The following is a 15,510-nucleotide window of genomic DNA, read 5'->3' as shown; positions in this document are numbered from 1 at the left end:
CCAAATGTTGCGCCGCAAACAGACCGGAGATGACCATGACCGAACCCGCGACGGGCGTCATCGACGCCACAGTTCTCAACCCCCGCGGGCTCCGATGAACGAACCGAGCCTGTCTGGGGCGCCGTGGTCTCGCTGGCGCTCGGTGTGTTCGGCTTGGTCACAGCAGAATTCCTGCCCGCCAGCCTGTTGACGCCAATGGCTGCCGATCTCGGCGTCAGCGAAGGCGTGGCCGGGCAGGCGGTAACGGCGACGGCTGTTGTCGGCGCCATCGCCGCGCCCACCATGGCCATCATCACCAGGCGGATGGACCGCCGGCTGGTGATGTGGATGTTGTCGAGTTTCCTGATCGTCTCCAATCTTCTTGCGGCCTTTGCCTCGTCGCTGCCCATGCTGCTCATCGCCCGCGTCATACTCGGCGTTGCGCTTGGCGGCTTCTGGGCGATGTCGGCGGCCATGGCGCTGCGGCTGGTGCCGATGCGGCTGATGCCGCGCGCCATGTCGATCATCCTGACCGGCGTTTCGTTGGCCACCGTCACCGCCGCGCCGGTCGGCGCCTATGTCGGCGACATCTGGGGATGGCGCACGGCGTTCATGATCGCGACCATCGTTGGCGGGCTGGCGCTGCTGGTGCAACTGGCGACCATTCCGCGGCTGCCGCCGGTTGGTGTGGCGAGCTTTCGCACCCTGCTCGAAGTGCTGGAGCGGCCGTCGATCCGGATGGCGCTATTGGTCGTGCTGTTGGTCGCTTCCGGCCACTTCGCCGGCTTCACCTATGTCCGCCCGTTCCTTGAGAAGGTGCCGCTGCTGCACATCGAGACGATCTCGCTGGTGCTGCTCGCCTATGGCATTGGCGGCTTCGTCGGCAACATCGTCGGCGGCATCGTGGCCGAGCGCAGCCTCAAGGTAGCCGTGGCGCTGGCGCCGCTTCTGATCGCCCTGGCTGCGGCCTCAATGCTTGTCTTCGGCGCCTCGCCGACGATCGCCGCTGCTTCGGTCGCCGTCTGGGGCTTTGCCTTCGGCGCGGTGCCGGTCGGGCTGCAGAGTTGGCTGGTGCGGGCGGGCGCCCGACCAGGCCGAAAGCGCCGGCGGGCTGATGGTGTCGACCTTCCAGGTGGCGATTGCGCTGGGCGCTGTCTTCGGCGGCCTGCTGGTCGACAATGCCGGTGTGGCCAGCGCCTTCGCCTATTGCGGCGCTGCGACCTTGCTGGCGGCGATCCTGGTGTTCGCGCGCGGCCCGAAAAGCGCTGAGTAATCTAGCCCAAAAACCATCGCTGGCAGCGGCCCGAGGACCATCGCGGTTTTCGGGCTGCTGTTGTGATGAGGCTATCGATAGGTTTCAGAACGAGCGGCCGTCGAAGTCAAAGATCGACAGGGAGGATGGGTCGATATCGGCGACGCAGTTGATGTTGATATAGGCACTGCGTTCACTGCCTTCGCGAACATCCTCGGCAAAGGGATGGATGCCGCAGGTGCGGCAGAAGCGATGCGCCATCGCATGAGTGCCGAATGTGTAGGTGCCGAGATCATCACCCCAGGCCAGGACGGTCAGGCTGGCATGCGGGATAGCGCATAGAAGCGCGCCCTTGCGCGAGCAGATCGAACAATTGCACCGCACGGCGCCGGTCAGCTCTGCCTTGAATTCGAACGCCACCTTGCCGCAGTGGCAGCTGCCTTTGTACAGCATCAGTCTCTTCCTATCGCTGGCAGGTGCAAAGGCACGCTGGCCGGGTTATCCCTTCCGCAGGCCCAACCGGCCGCTTGAACTCTCTGTGCTTGCTTTAAAGACGTTGCATCCTGGCGGAGTCCGACATCGACATGCAATCAATCCGCGATCATCTCGAAATCATCCTGTCACGTCTTGCCAATCGTGCGGCAGACGAGAGGGTCTACACCAAGGTCTATGCCGAGGCCGCGCGGGCCGCGGCCGATGCCAGCGATGCGCGCAAACGGGTCGGCATGAGCCTCGGGCCGCTCGATGGCACCATTGTCTCGATCAAAGATCTGTTCGATGTCCCCGGCGAGCCGACCACGGCCGGTTCGCTGATGCTGAAGAATGCAGCACCTCCCCTGTGGGACGCGGCAATCGTCAGCCGGCTGCGGCAGGCCGGCGCTATCATCATCGGCAAGACCAACATGACCGAATTCGCCTTCACCGCGATCGGCGACAACCAGCACTATGGCACACCCGGCAATGCCGCCGACGCGAGCCGCATTCCCGGCGGCTCGTCCTCGGGCGCCGGCGTTTCCGTGGCCGAGGGCACATGCGACATCGCCATCGGCTCGGATACTGGCGGCTCGGTGCGCATCCCGGCGTCGCTGAACGGCGTCGTCGGCTTCAAGCCGACGGCGCGGCGCGTGCCGCTGACCGGCGCCTATCCCCTGTCCGCGACGCTGGATTCGATTGGGCCGCTCGCGCTGAGCGTCGCCGCCTGCGCGGTCGCCGACGCCGTCATGTCAGGGGACGAACTCCCGCCGCTGCATCTGCCGCTGTCACTTGCCGGCCTCCGCGTTGGCGTCCCGCGCGGTGTGCTGTTCGACGAGACGGAACCGGAGGTCGCGGCAGGCTTCGAGCGATGCTTGCGCGCGCTGGAGCAAAGCGGCGTGCGCGTCGTCGAGCTGTTGATCGACGACTTGATTGCCGAGATGCGCACGGCGACCAAACGCGCCTCGATCGCATCGATGGAAGGTGCCGAGGTTCATGCCGACTGGCTGTCCGTCGGAGCATCGGTTCCGGTGGACCCGCATGTCAGCGGGCCGCTTTCGCGGGCACTCGCCATTCCTGCCTCGGTCTATATCAGGACCATCCGCCGCCGCCGCGAACTCGCCGCTGTCATGGCCGAACGCCTGGCGTCAATCGATGTGTTAGCCCTGCCGACCGTGCCGATCGTCGCGCCCTCGATCGCCACCATGGCCAGCGACGAAGCCCTGCGCAACAAGGCCGAGGGCCTGCTGTTGCGCAACACCCAGGTCGCCAACCAGTTCGACCTCTGCGCCATCTCGCTGCCGATGCCCGGCATGACGTTGCCGGCCGGGCTGATGCTGGTGGCGCGCAACTGCCATGACCATCATTTGCTGCGCATCGCGGCTGAGGTCGAAAGGCTGTTCTGACCGGCGTCCAGTATCAGCGCGACGAGCAGTGCTTGCGTTCGCTGTCCTTGGCTGTGCGGTCGATGCCGGTCGCGACCAATGTCGGCAGGCTGTACTGCTTGCCGTTGAAGCTGTGCGGCCGGTTCTCGATGGTACCGGTGACAACGAGCTTGCCGGCATAGAGTTTGTCCGGAAGGTCGAGCGCCTTGTCCTGCTGCGGCAGGCCGTCAATATCGACCCACACGCCCTTGACGACCTTGCCAGTGGTGAGGTCAAGCGCGCTGGTGGAAGGGCAGGGCGCCATCACGCACCGCAGGCCGTTATCGCAAGGCACGTAGCTGCCTTGCCCATCGGCCTGAGCCTCGGTAGCTGCCATGCAGATGCCGGCAATCAGAACAAGAATTCGGGTAACGCTTTGGGCCATGTCGGCGAAGCTCGTCGCCAAATCCGCGAAAATTGAGGCGGGTCGCAGAACCGTCAGTCGGCCGGAAACCGCCTGCGGTAGTGCTCGACCACGTCGGGATTGCGCAGATTGACCGGCAGCCGGTTGGCCAGCACCAGCAAGGTCTCGCCGGCAGCACCCACACCCATGCGCATCATCGACTGCTCGGTAATGCCCGCCATATGCGGGGTGACGATGACATTGTCGAAGCCGAAATAGGGGTGATTTGCCGGCAGCGGCTGCGTGGCAAAGACGTCGAGCGCGGCGCCGCCAATGCGGTCCTTGCGCAAGGCCTCGATCAGCGCGTCGTCGTCGATCACGGGCCCGCGCGAAATGTTGATCAAAAGCGCATCCGGTTTCATGCGAGCGATGCGTTCGCGGTTGATCAGACCGCGCGTTTCCGGCGTCAGCGGGCAGCACAACACGATGATGTCGCTCTGTTCGACCAGCGCGTCAATCGACAGGAAGCCGATCCTGTCGGGGGCCGGCTGCATGCTGCGCGTCGTCGCCACCACGTTGAGGCCGAAGCCGTGCGCGGCGATATGGCCGACCGCCTGGCCGATGGCGCCGAAGCCGATAATGCCGATCGTCTTGCCGGCGAGCTCGCTGGCATGGCTGGCGTGGTCGCGGCCGGCATTCCAGCCTTTGGCGCGCAGGTCGCGGTCGACCGAGCGGAAGCGGCGAAGCAAAGCAAGCGCCGCGAACATCACATATTCGGCGACCGAGCGTGCATTGACCGCCGGCACATTGGCGACCAGCACGCCGGCCGCGGCGGCAGCCTCCATCGGCACCATGTCGAGGCCGGCGCCGTGACGGACTGCTGCCCGAAGCTTCGTTGCGTTTTCAAACAGCGCCGGCGGCAGCGGCGCGCGCACGATGATGACGTCGGCGTTCTTCGCTTCCGCGGTCAGTGTTTCGGCGTCAAGCGCGGAGGCGACGACGAGTTCGCCGGCGCCGACCAGCATGGCGGAGGCACGCGGATGCAGCGTGTGCGTCGACAGGATTCTGGGCATGGAGCTCTCGTTCTTAGTCGCAATTCCCTAGGGAAAGCGCTGCGCGCTTTTTCCGGGAAAACCGTTTCACACTTTTCCCGGAATTGCTCTAGACCTTTTCGAGCGTGGCGTTTTTCTGCTCCATGCCCCGGCCCTCGATGATCCCCTTCCAGTAGCTTTCCGCGCCTTGCAGATGGGCGCTCATCAGCGCCTGGGCGAGATTGCCGTCGCGGCGCAGCAGCGCCTCGTAGATCTGGATGTGCTCGGCATGCGAGCGCACCGAGCGCTCGGGGTCGTTGAAGTAGATCGGCAGGCGCAACTCGCCCATCAGATAGTAGACGCTGCAGATGTTGTGGAACACGCCGTTCTTGGTCGCCCGCACGATTTCGAGATGGAATTCACGGTCCTCCTTGGCGAGACCCTCGCCGGCGGCGATGCGCTCTTCGGACGCTTTCAGGATTTCGCGCAGGCGTTCGAAATTCTCTTCGGTGGCGCGCGAGCAGGCGAGTTCGGCGGCCTTGATCTCGTGGATCTTGCGCAGTTCGACGGTCTCGTAGATCTGCACCGGATCGAGCGGCAGGCCCGCGCGGGCGAAAAGGGCCAAGGCTTCCACGCTGGCCTGCCTGGTGTCGACATAGATGCCGGATTTGGCGCGGCGCTCGACGATGCGCATGGCTTCGAGAATGGCCAGCGCCTCGCGGATCTGGCCGCGGCTGACGCTGAAATGCTCGGCCAATTCGCGCTCCGAGGGCGTGCGGCCGGTCTCCTTGTCCGAATGGGAGAACAGATAGGCGGCGAGTTCGGCGAGAAGGTTCTTTTCTTTCATCGTCAACTGCGTTGCGCGTGCGCCTCCAGGAACCGCTCCGAAATGGTGAATCCCAGACCCGGCTTTTCAGGGATCGCTATCATACCGTCTTTTGCTTCGACAGTCTCTTCGACAAGATCGTGGATCATCGGGTTAGCGCCGAGCGAATATTCGACGGTGAAGCTAGCCGGCGAAGCAGCGCAGACATGCAGGCCGGCAAAGAAGCAGGGCGCGCCGGCCCACAGATGCGGGGCAAAGCGCAGATTGAAGGCGCTGGCGATGGTGCCGATCTTCATCGCCTCGCTGATGCCGCCGCAAAAGGCCGGATCGGGCTGGAAGATGTCGGCCGATTTCAGCACGGCGAGATCGCGGAAGGCGTAGCGTGTCGCCTCGCTTTCGCCGGTGGCGATCGGGATCGAACCCGAAGCGCGCACCTCGGCCATGCCAGGCTTGTCGTCGGCGATGACCGGCTCCTCGAACCAGGCGAGGTCGAGATCGCTGGCCAAGCCGATGAAGCGCTTGGCCTCAGCCACCGTATAGGTGCCGTGGGCATCGACCATCAGTTCGACATCCGGGCCGAGCGCCTGCCGGGCGGCACGGACACGGGCGGCGGAAATGTGCGGGGCGCCGTCCATGGCGCCGATGCGCATCTTCAGCGCCTTGAAGCCGCCCTTGGCGATGTAGGATTTGAGTTGCTCGCCGATCGCGTCGGCGGCAGCCCAGCCGCCGGAGGCGTAGGCCTGCATGCGGTCGAGCTTGCGGCCGCCGATAAGCCGCCACACGGGCTGTCCGAGCGACTTGCCGAGAATGTCCCAGAGCGCAATGTCGACGGCGCTGATGGCCGCCACGCTCATGCCGCGCCGCGCCAGTTGTGGCATGGCGTGGCCGGCATGCGCGGCTGTCTCGTGGCGCACACCGTTGTAAAGCATCTCCCAGATGACGCCGATGTCGGCGGGGTCGCGGCCGATCAGCTGCGGCCCGACCTCATGGTTCAGCATGTGGACCAGCGCCCCATAGCTGCCGGCGCTGCCGGCGGCGTTCTTGCCTTCGCCCCAGCCGACCAGCCCGTCATCGGTCTCGATGCGCAGGATGGCGGCGTCGAAGGTCGTCACCTGGCCGAAGTCGCTGCGATGCTGCTTCGCGGCTTCGATCGGTATGCGGACCCACCAGGCCTGGACGTTTCTGATGCGCATGGTCATCCCCGGCCCCGCCGCCGGCAGGCGGAAGGGCGCATTCCAAATCGGATCGGCTACTTGATCAGCGGCAATAGCGTTTCGGCGGTAATGCGCATCTGGTCGGTGTAGAATTTCTCCGTCAGCACGCTGGAGCCGTGATCCTGGATGAACTTCAACTGCTCCGGCGAGATGTCGACCGGGTGGCGCTCGACCATGTCGGGATAGGGCGCGGCCGGCGTGCGATCGACAGGCGCGACGAACTCGTTGGTCAGCGCGCCATCGTAGCCGACTTCCTTCAGCGTCTGCACGATCCGTGGCCAGTCGATCTGGCCGAGGCCGGCGGCGAAGCGGTTGTTGTCGGCGACGTGGAAATCGAACAGGCGTTTGCCGACCTGGCGGATGGCGTCATAGACGTTAAATTCTTCCATGTGGATGTGGTAGGCGTCGAGGCAGACGCCGCATTCGGGGCTCACCGCATCGGCCAGGGCGAGGGCCTGCGCGCCGCGGTTGAACAGATAGGTCTCGAAGCGGTTGAGCGGCTCGACGGCGATCTTGACGCCGACTTTCTTGGCATGGGTGAAGCATTCGCGGGTGGCGTCGACCACCCACTTCCACTCCTCTTCCTCGGTGCCGTCTGGTACCACCTTGCCGACGGTGGCGGGCACAAGCGTGATGATCTCGCCGTCGAGCTCGCTGATCATGGTCAGCACGTCCTTGACGTACTGCACCGAGCGTTCGCGCTGACCCTGGTCCCTGGCGGCCAGGTTGCGTTCGCCAAGCATCAGCGTCACCGCACCCCAGCAGCGTATGCCGTGTTCTTTCAGCAGCGCGCGGGTCTCCTTGGTCTTGTATTGCTCGGGCTCGCCGGAAATCTCGATCGACTCGTAGCCGAATTTCTTGATGCGCTTCAGCGTCACCTCCAACGGCTCCGCGCGCATCCAGTTGTGCGTCGAAAGATGCATGGTCTATCCTTCCCAGAATTCGTCTGTGCCAGTTCGCCTGCGATGCGCCTCACTGAAGCGCGCGTCATGATTCCTCCCCAAGGCGCTCCAGCATTTTTACGCAAACTGGTTCGACCAATTGGGCCTGAATGGAGGTCTACAGCAATTTTTGTCACGCGGCAAGAACTGCCGCCGTACGATCGCGGCATCCATTTACTGTATTGATTATGCTTGTATATGTTCCCTATTTCGGGGTGCGCCGGCTGCTGCGCTTGCGAGTCAAATGGCTTGACCCATTTCCGGTATTTGGTAATACCAGAATGGCAAGTCGAGAATGCACATCACAAAAGACCAAAGAGGCTGGCCCTGCTTTCATCAGGCGCTATGCTTGGTCTCTGGAAAATGAATTGGGAGGATGCCGATGCCGTCGACAATGAAAGGTCCGGGGCTGTTTCTGGCGCAGTTCGCGGGCGATGCCGCGCCATTCAATTCGCTGGCTTCGATCACCAAATGGGCGGCCGGTCTCGGCTACAAGGGCGTACAGATCCCGACCTGGGACGCACGCCTGTTCGACCTCAAGAAGGCGGCGTCTTCCAAGACCTATTGCGATGAGGTGAAAGGCATCTGTGCCGATGCCGGCGTCGAGATCACCGAACTGTCGACGCATCTTCAGGGGCAGTTGGTGGCGGTGCATCCCGCTTATGACGCGCAGTTCGACGGTTTCGCCCCGGCCTCGGTGCACAACAACCCGAAGGCGCGGCAGAAATGGGCGGTCGAACAGATGACGTTCGGCGCCAAGGCTTCGAAGAATCTGGGCCTGAAGGCCTCGGTGACATTTTCCGGGGCGCTGGCCTTCCCGTACCTTTACCCTTGGCCACAGCGGCCGGCCGGGTTGATCGAGGAGGCCTTCGCCGAACTTGGCAAACGCTGGAAGCCGATCCTCGACGTCTATGACGAGAATGGCGTCGATGTCGGCTATGAGATCCATCCCGGCGAAGACATCTTCGACGGCGCCACCTTCGAAATGTTCCTCGACGCGGTCGGCGGCCACAAGCGCTGCAACATCAATTACGACCCGTCGCATTTCCTGTTGCAGCAACTCGACTATCTCGAATTCATCGACATCTATCACGAGCGGATCAAAGCGTTCCACGCCAAGGATGCCGAGTTCAACCCGACGGGACGGCAAGGCGTTTATTCCGGCTACCAGAGCTGGACCAACCGCGCCGGCCGCTTCCGCTCACTGGGCGACGGGCAGGTCGATTTCGGCGGCATCTTCTCCAAGCTCACCCAGTATGGCTACGATTCCTGGGCGGTGCTGGAATGGGAGTGCTGCCTGAAGCATCCGGAAGACGGCGCGGCCGAAGGCGCGCCCTTCATCCAGCACCACATCATCCGCGTGACGGAAAAGGCATTCGACGATTTCGCCGGCGGCACAACCGACAAGAAGATGCTGCGCGCGATGATGGGGATCTGACCGGCTTCGCCGGCAGTGGCAGACGCCAAAAGCAGAACGCACAAGACGAGGGAGACGATCATGGTCGGCGCATCGAAAGCTGAAACGGGAGGCGGCCCGATCCGCTATGGCATGGTCGGTGGCGGCCAGGGCGCTTTCATCGGCGCCGTGCACCGGATCGCGGCGCGCATGGACAATGACTTCGTGTTGGTGGCCGGCGCGCTGTCGGCCAATCCCGAGCGCGCCAAGGCTTCCGCCGCCGAACTCGGTCTCGACCCGGCGCGCAGCTACGCGTCCTATGCCGAGATGGCCAAGGCCGAAGCCAAGCGCCCGGACGGCATCGAGGCGGTTGCCATCGTCACCCCCAACAATGTGCACGTCCCGGCGGCGAAAGCTTTCCTCGAAGCTGGCATCCACGTGATCTGCGACAAGCCGTTGGCGACGACTTTGGCTGAGGCCAAGAAGCTTGCGGCGATAGTCGAGAAGACCGGCAAGGTGTTCGTGCTGACGCACAATTACACCGCCTATCCGATGATCCGGCAGGCGCGCGAGATGGTGGCCAAAGGCCAGCTTGGCGATATCCGCATCGTGCAATCCGAATACCCGCAGGACTGGCTGACCGAAGACCTTGCCGCCACCGGCCAGAAGCAGGCGGCGTGGCGCTCCGATCCCAAGCAGGCAGGGGCGGGCGGCGCGCTCGGCGACATCGGCACCCATGCCTACAATCTCGCGCGCTTCGTCTCCGGGCTGGAACTCGATTCACTGTCGGCCGATCTCGACGCTTTCGTGCCGGGGCGGCAGCTCGACGACAATGTCAACGTCATGCTGCGCTTCAAACCGGTCGGCAAAACACATCCGGCCAAGGGCATGATCTGGGCGAGCCAGGTGGCGCCCGGCCACGAGAATGGGCTGAGGCTGCGCATCTATGGTTCGAAGGGCGGGCTGGAATGGGTACAGGCCGATCCGAACTATCTCTGGTACACGCCGTTCGGCCAGCCCAAGCAGCTGCTCACCCGCAACGGCGCCGGCGCGCTGCCGGTCGCCGGCCGCGTCAGCCGCGTCCCGTCGGGGCATCCGGAAGGCTATCTCGAAGGCTTCGCCAATATCTACCAGGAAGCCGCGCGGGCGATCCGGGCTGCACGCAAGAAGGGCGGCAAGCCGGGCAAGGATGTGGTGTTCCCGACGATCGAGGACGGCGTCGAAGGCATGGCGTTTATCGAAGCCTGCGTGAAGTCGTCGAAGAAGAATGGGGCGTGGACGAAACTTTAGGCGGCGGGAGAGAAGGTGGCCGCGAAGCGGCCGGATGAGGGGCAAGGCGAAGCTGGCGAGTGAGACCAGCGCGCCGTCACATGGGGAGGGAATGTCGATGAAAATCGGCATGTGTATGTTCTTGTGGACGACCAGCGTCTCGAAGAAGCACGAGGCGCTGCTCAGGGACATCAAGGCGACGGGCTTCGACGGGGTCGAGATCCCGGTCTTTGCCGGTACGCCTGACGACTACAGAAAACTCGGCGAAATGCTCGACCGCATCGGGCTGGAGCGCACGGCTGTGACCGCGATGGGCGATCCGGGGATGAATCTGATCTCGCCGGATGCGGCGACCCGCAAGGCTGGCATCGACTATATGAAATGGGCCATCGACTGCAGCGTGGCACTCGGTTCCGACAAGCTGAGTGGACCGCTGCATTCGACGCTCGGCGCCTTTTCCGGCAGTGGGCCGACGGCGGCCGAGAAAAAACGTTCGGTCGCCTCGCAGCGCGCCATTGGCGACCATGCCGGCAAGAGGAACGTCACCATCGGGCTGGAGGCGCTCAACCGTTTCGAGTGCTACCTGCTCAACACGATGGCCGACCTGTCCGAGCACATCGACGCCATCGACCGGCCGCACATAAAGGCGATGTACGACACGTTCCACGCCAATATCGAGGAGGCCGACCCGATCGGCGCCTATACCAAGCACCGGCGGAATGTCGTGCATATCCACATTTCGGAGAACGATCGCGGCGTGCCGGGGCGCGGCAACATTCCCTGGGCCGAGACGTTCTCGGCGATCCGCAAGGGCGGCTACGACGACTGGTTGACGATCGAGGCGTTCGGACGCTCGCTGAAGGATCTGGCGGCGGCGACCAAGGTGTGGCGGGATTTTTCGGAGAGCCCGGAGGCGGTTTATCGCGAGGGATACAGGCATATCCGGGATGGGTGGAAGAGGGCGGCTTAGGCCCTGCGCCCTAGTCCATTTTCTATTTGCGTCGCGGCGGTTGCCAGGTGGTTTCCCCACTCCGTCTCGGCTTTGCCGAGCCACCTTTCCCCCCTCCAGAGCAGGGCAATCGCATATGAAACTTCCCGAAGGTTTGCCCGGCACCTACCCCCACCCTAACCCTCCCCACAAGGGGGAGGGAGAACTCCGTAAGCGCTGATTTCAGCAAATTACCGAGGTTTGGGCGGGCAAATGTTGGCGCGCGGCCGCGTTCCTTCCCCCTTGTGGGGAGGGTTAGGGTGGGGGTCCCTCTTCGAAAGAATCCATATGCGATAGCCCTGCCCTCCGGAGGGAGAGGAAAGGGAGCCTAGCGGCTCGGGAGAGGGAGAAAGCCTCGGCCTTTGAGGACAGGTAATCCGGCTGGCGGCGAGGCCGACGGCCGGCCGGTGTCGCGCGCCGCCAGCTGGTACGAGGCAAAGCGTTTCGCAGGCATCGATGCCGTGATGGCGGAGACCGGTTCGATCACCGCCTCGCTCCGGCGTTTCGGCGTGGATGATTATCTCAGGCAATCGACGGTGCTGTCGGCACGCCATGCCGATGCCGCCGACCTTGCCGACCTCAACCTGCAGCCGGGGGCCATCGTGCTGGTCGCCGCCGCCGTCAATGTCACAACGGATGGCCGACCGGTCCAGTTTTCCGAAACGCGGTTTCCGGCGGAGCGGGTGGAGCTGAAACTGTCAGCGCTGTAAGCCCGCCTGCTGGCCCTACGCGATCTCGATCACAGCTTTGATCAGCCCGGATTTCTCATGCGCCCAGCGGGCGAGATCGTGCGGCGTGGCGGCCAGCGTGGTGCGGTGGGTGACGAGCTTCGCCAGCGGCACGGCGCCGTTGCGGATGGAGGCGGCGACGTGGTCGAAGTCGGCCTTGAGCGCATTGCGGCTGCCTACCAAGGTCATCTCGCGCTTGTGGAATTCGGGGTCGGAAAAGACGATGTCGTCCTTGACGACGCTGACCAGAACCAGCGTGCCGCCATGCGCGACGTGGGCGAAGGCAGATTGCACCGAGGCGGTGTTGCCGGTGGCGTCGAAAACCACGTCGAAGCCTTCGGCGCCGGTTGCATCGCGCACCAGTTCGGCTGCCGCCTTTTGCGAGCCGTCGAGCGTGGCGAAGCCGAGTTCGCCTTTGGCAAAATCCAGCCGCTCCGTGCTCATGTCGAGCAGGCTGACATCGAGCCCGGCAATGCGGGCGAAGATCGCCGTGCCAAGCCCGATCGGCCCTGCGCCGATGACCAGCGTGCGGGCGCCTGGTTCAGCGCGGGCACGGCGCACGGCATGCGCGCCGATCGCGAGAAATTCGACGGCAGCGGCATCGGCCAGCGACAGGCCGTTTGCCGGATAAAGATTCTGTGCCGGCACCAGGATCTGCTCGGCCATGGCGCCGTCGCGATGCACGCCGAGCACTTCGATCCGCACACAGCAATTCGGCTTGCCCTGCCGGCAGGCGATGCATTTGCCGCAAGCGAGGTAGGGGTTGATGATGACGGGCTCGCCGACGGCGAGTTCGACGCCTTCACCGGCCTCGACGATGGTGCCCGACACTTCGTGGCCCATGATCCGGGGGTAGGCAAGGAACGGGTGCTTGCCCTCGAAGATGTGGTAGTCGGTACCGCATATGCCGATATGGCTGACCGCGACGAGCGCCCAGCCGGCAGGTGGTGCGCCTGGTGCGGCGCGGTCTTCTAGGACAAGGTCGCCAGGCGAGCGGCAAACGACGGCTTTCATTCAGCAATTCCAGTGTTCAAAAAAGGCGCCGGTCCGTCGAGCGGACCGGCGAAAAGGTCAGGGAGGATTATTTGCCGCGACGGCGCAGGCCGTCGAAATAGACGATGATGATGATCAGCGCGCCGGTAATGATGCGCTGCCAGAAGGCGTTGACGTTCAAGAGGTTGGCGCCATTGTTGATGGTGGCGAGGATGAAGGCGCCGAGCAACGGTCCGTGGACGGAGCCGACGGCGCCGAACAGCGAGGTGCCGCCGATGACCGACGAGGCGATCGCCTGCAGTTCCCAGCCCTCGGCCTGGGTCGGGTTGCCGATGCCGATACGTGAGGCCAAAAGCACGCCGACGAAGGCCGCGCACAGGCCAGACAGCGTGTAGGCCATGTAGATCGTGCGCTGGACATTGACGCCGGAGAGGCGCGAGGCCTCGGCGTTGGAGCCGACCGAGAACAGATAGCGGCCCCAGCGGCTGTGATGCAGGAAGATGTAAGCCGGAATGCCGACCAGGATCACCATCCAGAACAGATTGGGGACGCCGACGAAGGAGTTGCGCGAGAACTCCTGGAAGGCGTCGTTGTTGATCGAGATGGAGTTGCCGTTGGTCATCAACAGGCCGATGCCGCGCAGCGAGGTGAGCGTCGCCAGCGTGATGATGAAAGGCGGCAGGCCCATTTTGACGATGCCGAAGCCGTGGAACATGCCGATGGCGACGCCGACCAGAAGCGTGATCAGGATGGCGAGGAAAACCGGCACGCCGGCGTTGATCAGCATGGCGGCGATGACGGTGGCGAAGCCGACCACGGCGCCGACGGATAGATCGATACCGCCGGTGATGATGACGAAGGTCTGGCCGACCGCCAGGATAGCGATCATCGAGCCCTGGCGCAGCAGGTTCGAGATGTTGTTGGCCGAGGCGAAGCTCTGCGTCGACACCGACAGGATGATCCAAAGCAGAACCAGCAGCGCCAGCAGCGTCAACCCGAACAGGGCGTTGTAGTTGCGCTTCGGCTTTTCGGCGGCAATGGCCTCGGTGCTCATGTCTGACCTCCCTTTTTTTCTTGTTTCTCGGCGAGCGCCTGAGAGAGAATTTCCTCGTGGTCGGCGCTGCGGAACCCGTGCGTGGCCACCAGCTTGCCGCGCCGGAACACATGCAGCGTGTCGGCCAGCTCATAGACTTCCGGCAGGTATGACGAGATCAGGATGATGCCGGCGCCCTTGGACAAAAGCGCGCCGAACAGGCGGTAGATCTCGGCCTTGGTGCCGACATCGACGCCGACCGTTGGCTCGTCGAAGATGAACAGCTTGGCGCCGTGCGCCAGCCACTTGCCAATGACGATCTTCTGCTGGTTGCCGCCCGACAGGCTGGAGGCGAGGGCGCCGCGTGTCGGGGTCTTGATCCGGAGGTCGGCGATCTGGCGATCGGCCTCGGCCTTCTCCTTTGCGCCGGAGATCAGCATGTTCCTGGATATGCGCTTGTAGATCGGCAGATTGAGATTGAGGCCTACGGGCAGGTTCAGGCACAGGCCCTGGTCGCGGCGGCTTTCAGGCGCCAGCGCCATGCCGAGCCTGATCGCGTCGTGCTCGGAGTTGACCTGGACTTCCTTGCCTTCCCAGAGAATCTGGCCGGCCGACTTGCGATGGCGGCCATAGAGCGTGGTGACGAACTCACTGCGGCCGGCGCCGATCAGGCCGTAGAGGCCGACGATCTCGCCCGCGCGGACGGTCATCGAGACGTTTTCGAAGCCATTGCCGGACAGGTTCCTCGCTTCGACGATCATCGCGCCGGGCGTGAAATGCTCCTTGTGGTAGACCTGCTCGATCGAGCGGTTGATCATCATCTTGACCAGCTCGGCGTCGTTGGTCTCAGCGATGTTCCTGGTGCCGACCAGCGTGCCGTCGCGCAGCACCGAGACACGGTCGGCGAGTTCGAACACCTCTTCCATGCGGTGGCTGATGTAGATGATGGTGACGCCTTCGCCCTTGAGGCGGCGGATCAGCTTGAACAGCTGGTCGGCCTCCTTGCGGGTGAGGTAGGCGGTCGGCTCGTCGAAGATCAGGAACTTGGTGCCGCGCACCGTGGCGCGGGCGGCGGCGATCAGCTGCTGCTGGCCGATGGTGAGGTCGCCGAGCACGACATGCGCCGGCAGGTCGAAACCGAGGTCGTCTATGATCTTTTGTGCATCCTTGACCATGGCGCGCTGCTGCAGGATGCCGAAACGGGACTCCTCCTCGCCGAGGAACATGTTGGCGGCGACGGTGAGGTGGCGGCAAAGCACGACTTCCTGGTGCACGGCATTGATGCCGAGCGCCATCGCCTCGTGCGGGGTCGCCAGAGCTGCCGGCTTGCCTTCCCAGATGACGTCGCCGGAGGTGCGCGGCATGACGCCGGTCAGAAGCTTGATCAGGGTGGATTTGCCGGCGCCGTTTTCGCCGACGATGGCGTGGATTTCGCCAGCCTTGAAGGCGAGGTGGACCGGCTTCAGGGCATGCGTGCCAGGATAGCGCTTTTCCAGACCGTGCAGTTCGAGGATCGTCCTGCCAGGCTCCAGCGTTGGGGCCGGGTGCAGTTCCTGCGCCGTTGGCGTCATGACAATCCTCCCAGATTGGCCTTGCGATTGGTGTTTCCGGGGCGCGCGAGG

At 64.0% G+C, this 15,510-nt stretch carries 13 protein-coding genes and 2 pseudogenes; 6 read left to right on the top strand and 9 right to left on the bottom strand.

Features of this window, described 5'->3' with window-relative positions; all coding sequences use genetic code 11:
• Window positions 1-35: 35 nt before the first annotated feature.
• Window positions 36-1,252 (top strand): annotated as a pseudogene (locus ACYHH6_RS32800) (MFS transporter).
• Between the two features lie 84 nt (window positions 1,253-1,336).
• Here the strand turns inward: ACYHH6_RS32800 and ACYHH6_RS32795 are convergent.
• Entirely contained in the window at window positions 1,337-1,684 is a 348-nt protein-coding gene (locus ACYHH6_RS32795) for a GFA family protein (protein ID WP_352585609.1), read from the bottom strand.
• Window positions 1,685-1,815: 131 nt separating this feature from the next.
• Between ACYHH6_RS32795 and ACYHH6_RS32790 the strand changes: the two genes are divergently transcribed.
• On the top strand, window positions 1,816-3,108 hold the full coding sequence (locus ACYHH6_RS32790; RefSeq protein ID WP_352585611.1) for an amidase: 1,293 nt from the start codon (window positions 1,816-1,818) through the stop codon (window positions 3,106-3,108).
• Window positions 3,109-3,121: 13 nt separating this feature from the next.
• Here the strand turns inward: ACYHH6_RS32790 and ACYHH6_RS32785 are convergent, their stop codons facing one another.
• From ACYHH6_RS32785 to ACYHH6_RS32765, 5 genes are all read right to left on the bottom strand, one after another.
• On the bottom strand, window positions 3,122-3,511 hold the full coding sequence (locus ACYHH6_RS32785) for a hypothetical protein (protein ID WP_352585613.1): 390 nt from the start codon (window positions 3,509-3,511) through the stop codon (window positions 3,122-3,124).
• A 53-nt stretch (window positions 3,512-3,564) separates the two neighbouring features.
• Window positions 3,565-4,542, bottom strand: coding sequence for an NAD(P)-dependent oxidoreductase (locus ACYHH6_RS32780; protein WP_352585615.1), 978 nt, complete (start codon window positions 4,540-4,542; stop codon window positions 3,565-3,567).
• A gap of 88 nt (window positions 4,543-4,630) precedes the next feature.
• Window positions 4,631-5,347 carry a FadR/GntR family transcriptional regulator gene (locus ACYHH6_RS32775; protein ID WP_192259232.1) on the bottom strand — a complete coding sequence of 239 codons (717 nt, stop codon included), beginning with the start codon at window positions 5,345-5,347 and terminating at the stop codon, window positions 4,631-4,633.
• Window positions 5,348-5,349: 2 nt separating this feature from the next.
• On the bottom strand, window positions 5,350-6,519 hold the full coding sequence (locus ACYHH6_RS32770) for a mandelate racemase/muconate lactonizing enzyme family protein (RefSeq protein ID WP_352585616.1): 1,170 nt from the start codon (window positions 6,517-6,519) through the stop codon (window positions 5,350-5,352).
• 56 nt (window positions 6,520-6,575) lie between these two features.
• Entirely contained in the window at window positions 6,576-7,463 is an 888-nt protein-coding gene (locus ACYHH6_RS32765) for a sugar phosphate isomerase/epimerase family protein (RefSeq protein ID WP_352585618.1), read from the bottom strand.
• 400 nt (window positions 7,464-7,863) lie between these two features.
• On the opposite strand from ACYHH6_RS32765, the gene ACYHH6_RS32760 reads away from it, so the two are divergent.
• The 4 genes and pseudogenes from ACYHH6_RS32760 to ACYHH6_RS32745 form a co-directional block, all read left to right on the top strand.
• Window positions 7,864-8,919: a sugar phosphate isomerase/epimerase family protein gene (locus tag ACYHH6_RS32760; protein ID WP_112562946.1), complete on the top strand. Its 1,056-nt coding sequence runs from the start codon at window positions 7,864-7,866 to the stop codon at window positions 8,917-8,919.
• A 60-nt stretch (window positions 8,920-8,979) separates the two neighbouring features.
• On the top strand, window positions 8,980-10,167 hold the full coding sequence (locus ACYHH6_RS32755; protein ID WP_112562826.1) for a Gfo/Idh/MocA family protein: 1,188 nt from the start codon (window positions 8,980-8,982) through the stop codon (window positions 10,165-10,167).
• A 97-nt stretch (window positions 10,168-10,264) separates the two neighbouring features.
• On the top strand, window positions 10,265-11,116 hold the full coding sequence (locus ACYHH6_RS32750; RefSeq protein WP_352585620.1) for a sugar phosphate isomerase/epimerase family protein: 852 nt from the start codon (window positions 10,265-10,267) through the stop codon (window positions 11,114-11,116).
• A 404-nt stretch (window positions 11,117-11,520) separates the two neighbouring features.
• Window positions 11,521-11,844 (top strand): annotated as a pseudogene (locus tag ACYHH6_RS32745) (UTRA domain-containing protein); the annotation flags it as partial.
• Window positions 11,845-11,859: 15 nt separating this feature from the next.
• Here ACYHH6_RS32745 and ACYHH6_RS32740 read toward each other — a convergent pair.
• The 3 genes from ACYHH6_RS32740 to ACYHH6_RS32730 form a co-directional block, all read right to left on the bottom strand.
• Window positions 11,860-12,876: a zinc-binding alcohol dehydrogenase family protein gene (locus tag ACYHH6_RS32740; protein WP_352585622.1), complete on the bottom strand. Its 1,017-nt coding sequence runs from the start codon at window positions 12,874-12,876 to the stop codon at window positions 11,860-11,862.
• Between the two features lie 67 nt (window positions 12,877-12,943).
• Complete coding sequence (locus ACYHH6_RS32735; RefSeq protein ID WP_192259215.1) at window positions 12,944-13,909, bottom strand: ABC transporter permease; 966 nt, start codon at window positions 13,907-13,909, stop codon at window positions 12,944-12,946.
• Window positions 13,906-15,459: a sugar ABC transporter ATP-binding protein gene (locus tag ACYHH6_RS32730; RefSeq protein ID WP_352585624.1), complete on the bottom strand. Its 1,554-nt coding sequence runs from the start codon at window positions 15,457-15,459 to the stop codon at window positions 13,906-13,908. The genes ACYHH6_RS32735 and ACYHH6_RS32730 overlap by 4 nt, the downstream gene beginning before the upstream one ends.
• Window positions 15,460-15,510: the final 51 nt, after the last annotated feature.

The sequence above is a fragment of the Mesorhizobium sp. P171375 genome (assembly GCF_057786075.1).
The sequence above is the reverse complement of the archived record's forward strand: the minus strand, read 5'-3'. Positions and strand labels throughout refer to the sequence as shown.